At 73.4% G+C, this 5,641-nt stretch carries 5 protein-coding genes and 1 pseudogene; 1 reads left to right on the top strand and 5 read right to left on the bottom strand.

Going from position 1 to position 5,641, the window contains the following annotated elements:
* Positions 1–257 (top strand): annotated as a pseudogene (locus tag EF903_RS27620) (DNA topoisomerase IV subunit B); the annotation flags it as partial.
* Between the two features lie 8 nt (positions 258–265).
* Here the strand turns inward: EF903_RS27620 and EF903_RS27615 are convergent.
* From EF903_RS27615 to EF903_RS27595, 5 genes are all read right to left on the bottom strand, one after another.
* Entirely contained in the window at positions 266–733 is a 468-nt protein-coding gene (locus EF903_RS27615; protein ID WP_125547668.1) for a cupin domain-containing protein, read from the bottom strand.
* Positions 734–832: 99 nt separating this feature from the next.
* Entirely contained in the window at positions 833–1,909 is a 1,077-nt protein-coding gene (locus EF903_RS27610; RefSeq protein WP_125547666.1) for a tetratricopeptide repeat protein, read from the bottom strand.
* Positions 1,906–3,231 carry a tetratricopeptide repeat protein gene (locus tag EF903_RS27605; RefSeq protein ID WP_125547664.1) on the bottom strand — a complete coding sequence of 442 codons (1,326 nt, stop codon included), beginning with the start codon at positions 3,229–3,231 and terminating at the stop codon, positions 1,906–1,908. Before EF903_RS27605 ends, EF903_RS27610 begins: the two co-directional genes overlap by 4 nt.
* Before the next feature lie 72 nt (positions 3,232–3,303).
* Positions 3,304–3,744: a hypothetical protein gene (locus EF903_RS27600; RefSeq protein ID WP_125547662.1), complete on the bottom strand. Its 441-nt coding sequence runs from the start codon at positions 3,742–3,744 to the stop codon at positions 3,304–3,306.
* A 429-nt stretch (positions 3,745–4,173) separates the two neighbouring features.
* Complete coding sequence (locus EF903_RS27595) at positions 4,174–5,373, bottom strand: SMI1/KNR4 family protein (RefSeq protein ID WP_125547660.1); 1,200 nt, start codon at positions 5,371–5,373, stop codon at positions 4,174–4,176.
* Between the last annotated feature and the right edge of the window lie 268 nt (positions 5,374–5,641).

Below are 5,641 nucleotides of genomic sequence, written 5' to 3'. Positions count from 1 at the left end.
TCGTCGAGCTCGGCAAGCAGAACGGCAAGCGGATCCGGGAGGACTCGATCCAGCGCTTCAAGGGTCTGGGCGAGATGAACGCCGAGGAGCTGCGCGTCACCACCATGGACGTCGACCACCGCGTGCTAGGCCAGGTCACCCTGGACGACGCCGCCCAGGCCGACAACCTGTTCTCCGTGCTCATGGGCGAGGACGTCGAGGCCCGGCGCTCCTTCATCCAGCGCAACGCCAAGGACGTCCGCTTCCTCGACATCTGAGTCGGCTCTCACGGCCGCCCGGGTCGTGAGCCCTCCTGCGTGCCGGTTTCCGGGAGCGGATACAGCCCGGGCACCGGGACCTTGATCGGCTCCTGGGTGGTGCGGGCGATCACGACGACCGCCGGCTCGTCGGGGTCGGGGTTCTCCTCGCGGTGCGGGACGAAGGGCGGGACGAGGAAGAAGTCGCCGGGGCCGCCCGCGAGGCGGACCTCCCCGGTGCCGTCGTGGAAGACGAACACCGGGTGGCCGCTGACCACGTAGATGCCCGCCTCCGACTCGCCGTGGTGGTGGTTGTCCGTTGCGCTCAGCGGCGGGTTCTCCACCAGGCCCATCCAGAGCCTCCGCGAGCCGACGGTGCCGCCGCTGATGGCGGCGTGGCCGTCCCCTTCGCCGGGGCGTACGCGGTGGACCCGGTTGCGCACCTGCGCGCGGTGGCGGGCATTCAGCGCGGTCGTGGTCTCTTCATGGGTGGTCATCGTGTTGCAGCCTCCGTGTTCGGCGGTCTCTGCCGGACCCCAGGCTGCAACCTCCCCCAGGAGGCGGCAACGGTCGTTGCCGTTTCGGCAAAGCCGGTGTCAGCCCGCCTTCTTGCGGTCGTACGGCATCGTCGCGAAGGGCACCGCCAGGCCGGCCCAGAACAGGATTTCCGGCACACTGCGGTCGGTCCACGGAATCTGCGATATCAGCAGTGCGCAGAGCATGGTCCATGCCGCCTGGGCGACGACGATCCGGGCCCAGCGGCCGCGGCGGACGAGGGAGCCGATGGCGAGCTGCACTCCCCTGCGCATCCGGCTGTAGCGGAACAGCGCGCCGAACCCCCAGAGCGCGGCCATGACCGTCAGCACCCAGAGACGGTTGCCGAGCGGTACGGGCAGCTCCCGCAGGACCGGGTCCTTGGCCGTGGCGAAGAGGTCGATCATCACGCCCGCGGCGGCCAGGCAGGCGAGCGCGAGCCAGCGCGTTCCCCGCAGCAGGCGGTAGGCGGCGTCGTCGAGGCCGCCGCGCAGCATCGCGGAGTGCGGTGCGCCCGCGAGGCCGGCGGAGTACATCTCCGCGGCCCGGGCGGCCGTCACGTCCGGGCCGGTGGCCATGGCGTCGGTGTACATGGCCTGCGCCGTCTCGTTGGACGGGTCGAGGCGCAGCCATTCCATGAGCGCCTGCTTCGCGACGTCCTGGCGCTCGCTGCGCACGGCCGCGAAGCACAGGGCCTTGTGGGCGTCGGGCTCCTGCGGGGCGAGGCGCACGGTTTCACGGGCCGCTTCGTACGCCCGCTCGTGGTCGGCGGGAGGGGCCGTCGCGTAGGCGATGAGCACGCCGGACAGCGCGTAGTGGGAGGACCACTTGTCGGGTGCCCTGCGGACGGCTTCCTCTGCCGCGGCCCGCGCCTCGGGCTGCCGGCCCAGGCTGAGGAGCACCCGGGACAGCAGGATCAGCGCGCCGACGTGTCCGGGGGTGATCCGGAGCATCTCGGTGGCGGCCCGCGCCGCGGGCTCGTACTCGCCGAGCTTCTCGTGGGCGACGGCGAGCAGTTGCCAGGCCCAGTCGTCGTCCGGCTCCTCGGCGAGGTGGGGGGCCAGCACGGCCTTGGACTCCTCGAAGCGGTCTGCCGCCTGGAGGGCTCCGGCGCGCGCCAGTACCGGGTTCGCGCTCACAGCTTCCGCCTCTTCTTCAGGTACGTCACCAGGTCGTCGTACATGCCGCCCTCGTTGGCGAACATCGCCACGTTCCGCGCCGCCGCGAACCACGGCTCGGTCGAGGGGACCACCGACCTGGCGGCGTCGAGGAGGTCCTTCGTACCGATCATGCGGATCACGCCGGAGCGTGCGGAGTCGAGCAGGGCGCTCTCGGCGGCCGACTCGCACACGTGGGCGAGGTCGGCGCCCGAGAGGCCGTCGGTCGCCTTGACGAGGCGTCCCAGGTCGACTGCTTCGATGGGCCGGTCGCGCAGGTGGTAGCGGAGGATCGCCTCGCGGGCGGTGGCGTCGGGCGGCAGGACGAGGAGCGTGCGGTCCAGGCGTCCCGGACGCCGGAGTGCGACGTCGACGTCCCAGGGGACGTTCGTGGCGGCGAGGACGAACACGCCCTCGTTGGCGGCGGAATCGATGCCGTCGAGCTCGGTGAGGAGCTGGTTGACGGTGTTGCGCATGCCGCTGTGCTGGGTCCGGCTGCGCTTGCCGCCGAGCGCGTCCAGTTCGTCGAGGAAGACGACGCAGGGCGCCTGGCGGCGGGCGGTCTGGAAGACCTCGTGCATGTTGCGCTCGGAGTTCCCGATCCACATGTCGAGGACGTCGCCCACGGACACGGACAGGAAGCTCGCGCCCAGCTCGCCGGCGACGGCGCGGGCGATGAAGGTCTTGCCGCAGCCGGGCGGTCCGTACAGGAGGAGCCCGCCGCGCAGGCTCTTGCCGTACAGCTTGCGCAGTTCGGGGTTGCGCATCGGGGCGAGGAACGCGGCTTCCAGGCGGTCCTTGACCTCCTGCATGCCGCCGACGTCCGCGAGGCGTACGGTGCCGGGAGCGGTGGCGTCCCAGGCGTCCGCGTCCCCCGGGTCACCGCTGCCGTCGGCGGTGACGGGTTCGGCGAAGCGGGGTTCGACGATGCCGTCGACCTCCTGCTCGGCCGCCCGCCAGTCGAATCCGGCGCGGGGGGACGGTGTGTCGGGGGCGGCGGGCCTTTCGGCTGCGGCCGCCTCGACGGACGCGGCCGGCTCCGCCGGCGTGGACGAGTCCCGGCTCGCGGGGTCGGAGGGCGCCGGTATCCCCATCGCCCGCACCATCAGCTCCCGTGCTGCCCCGTCCCCCGGCGCATGCTGCAACGCGGCGGCTGCCTCGGCCACCGCCGCGTCGTGACGACCCGCGGCGAGCAGCATTTCGGCGAGGTGCAGGCGCAGAGGAACGTCCTCGGGAGCCGCGTCCACGGCTGTGCGCAGGCTTCGTATCAGCGGGGATTGCGGGGCGGGGGGCTCTGACAGCATGATCAATTCATACGCGGGCCCTTCGCCGGCGGTCCAGCCGGGGAGGTGTGGGGTGGGTCACCACGTTCCCGTTCAGTCGAAGCGGACGCAGATCGACACCGGCAGCTTGGGCGACCATGTGCGGGTGGCCTCGTCGTAGCCGCGCGCGTAGCCGTTCTTGCCGGGCGGGCAGTGGTACGGGATGCGCGTCTCGACGTGGAACGTTCCGCCGGGGTTTCGCTGTCCGGGGCGCGCCACCACCCACTTGCCGTAGTGCGTGGCCCCCGAATTCAGGTTGACCGTCACGTAGACGCGGCCGCCCACGGTGAAGTTCCCGCCGCCCAGGGAGAGGTGGTTGTTGTACCCGTAGGAGAACACATAGGGCTGGGGCGCCTTGTACGGGTGCACGGCAGTGTCGGGTGCCGGTGCGGCCGGGGCGGGCGACGCCATGCCGAGACCGATCAGGGCCGCGCCGGCCACACCGATCGTGATGCGGCGCGTGCAGCGGGAAGTCGAGCGGGAGAACGTACGCATGACTGCTCCTCGATGAGGTGCGGATGCGGGGCCACCGGCCGGCCCACGCCGGGAGGCGGGGGAAGGCGGCCGGGGCAGAGGGTCGGCGCCCGCCGGCTCATCCACGGCACCCGGGGGCCGAGAAGGCGGTCATCGCGCGGGATGCATGCGGGGAGGTGCGGGTGCGCCGCAGGCGCGGCCCGGGGCGGTCCTCATGCCCTGTTCCAGTCTACCGAGCCCGCCCGGGCTGTGCAGCGCCCCGAAGCCGCTGCGGGCGGCGGCCGGCGCTCCGCCCGCCTCCGGACGGTCAGGCCGCCGTCAACGCCGTGTCGTGGTCTCCGGGGGTCCGGGCACGTACCGCGGCTCCCGCCACCACGGCCACACCGTGGCCGACGCCTTCGACGAGGTCGCCCCCCGGCCGCCGAAGGGCCGTCAGGCGCGGCCGGGGGGTCACCAGTAGGCGCTGTCGTCCCAGGGGCGGAAGCCCGCGAACTCGACGGGGTCGTCGTCCTCGTCCAGGGTGGCGAGTCCGGGCGCGGCCAGGGTGCCGCGCTGCCAGGCGAGGAGGGTGCCGATGAGGCCGCCTTCGAGCGGCGGGCCCTGGTCCGCGTGGCGGGGCCAGACGATCAGCGGCCATGCGTCGGGGTCCTCGCCCTCGGTGAGCCAGCCGAGGTGGTCGCCGTCGATGGAGTTGGCGAAGGGGAGGAAGCCGCCCGGGTCCGGCCAGACGGTGAGCGGGCACCGGTCCGGGAAAGCGTCCTTGAGGTCCCGGTAGGCGTCCGCGGTGTCCTCGGCATGCGTCAGGAAGCGCCGCCCGCCGGTCCTGAGCGGCGTGTGGAAGCGCAGCCATCCGCTCCAGATCCCGGCGCCGTACTCGTCCATCAGGCGCACGTACTCCTCGGGGAGCCGGGTGCCGAGCTCGGTGAACAGCCGCTCCCAGGAGCCGTCGCCGAGGTACGGCCGCTCGGGGGGCGGCGACAGCAGTCGCAGCGCGTCCCATCCGGTGCCGGTGGTCAGCGCGACGCGGCGCTCCGCTTCGGTGAGCCGGGGCGGGACCGGTGCGGGCGGGGTCCAGGCGCCGGCGTCGGCGAGGAAGGCCGTTCGCGCGACGGTGCCCGGGAGCGGGCCCATCAGCGGGCCGGGCGGAGAAGGCAGCTCCCAGGTGTCGCGGACGGTGTGCCGCAGGTAGCCGGTGAGCGTCAAGCCGTAGCGGTGCCAGGCGAGGAGGCCGCTGCCGGGCACCGCGCCCGAGTGCCGCACCACCACGGTCCACCCGTCCGGGTCGGCGGAGGCCGAGGTGTCCCAGAACAGCACGTCGCCGCCCCGCGTGCAGCCCCAGGCCAGCAGGCCGCCGGGCTCGGGGTGGAACACGGGGCGCTCGGCTTCGGGTAGTTTCCGGGCCTCGATCCGCGCCTCTCGGTGGGTTTCGCGCAGCCACTCGCCGTAGTCGAAGCGGCCCTGTTGCACGCAGGGGACGTGGATCCACACGTAATCGCCGAAGTCCATCGGGCCGTGCCGGTCGGCGAGCCGCCTGTAGTCGGTCGGCAGGCCGACCCCGAGCCAGTCCTCGACGGCCGTCCAGTCGACGGGGACCGCAGACGGCGGGCGCTCCGTGGAGGGGGTGGTGAACGTGCTCGCGTCCGCGGTCAATTGCCGGCCTTCCGATGTGCGTCTCGTGTTCGGCCGATTGTCTCCCGGGCGGATGGCGGGCAGCGGGTGGGGCCGGCGTCCGGCGCCGCCGGCGGGCGGGCGGCGCCGGACGTGGCCCTTCCCGTCTCGCGGGGTGCCCACCGTCAGCGCGGCCGGGCCGCGGCCGCGTCGGCGGTCCGGTGGCCGTGCCGGCCGGTCGCTCCGGGTATGCGCTTGCCCGGGGCGCGCTTGCGGGGCCGGGGCGTCGGGTGGAGGGCGAGGGCGGTGG

It is taken from the genome of Streptomyces sp. WAC05292, from assembly GCF_003949955.1.
In the GTDB taxonomy this organism is placed as follows: domain Bacteria; phylum Actinomycetota; class Actinomycetes; order Streptomycetales; family Streptomycetaceae; genus Streptomyces; species Streptomyces globosus.
Note: the sequence above shows the minus strand (reverse complement) of the source record. Positions and strands in the feature narration are given on the sequence as shown.

Coding starts and splice junctions, on each gene's coding strand:
- EF903_RS27615 (WP_125547668.1), bottom strand. CDS start 733: ATGACCACCCATGAAGAGACCACGACCGCGCTGAATGCCCGCCACCGC.
- EF903_RS27600 (WP_125547662.1), bottom strand. CDS start 3,744: ATGCGTACGTTCTCCCGCTCGACTTCCCGCTGCACGCGCCGCATCACG.
- EF903_RS27605 (WP_125547664.1), bottom strand. CDS start 3,231: ATGCTGTCAGAGCCCCCCGCCCCGCAATCCCCGCTGATACGAAGCCTG.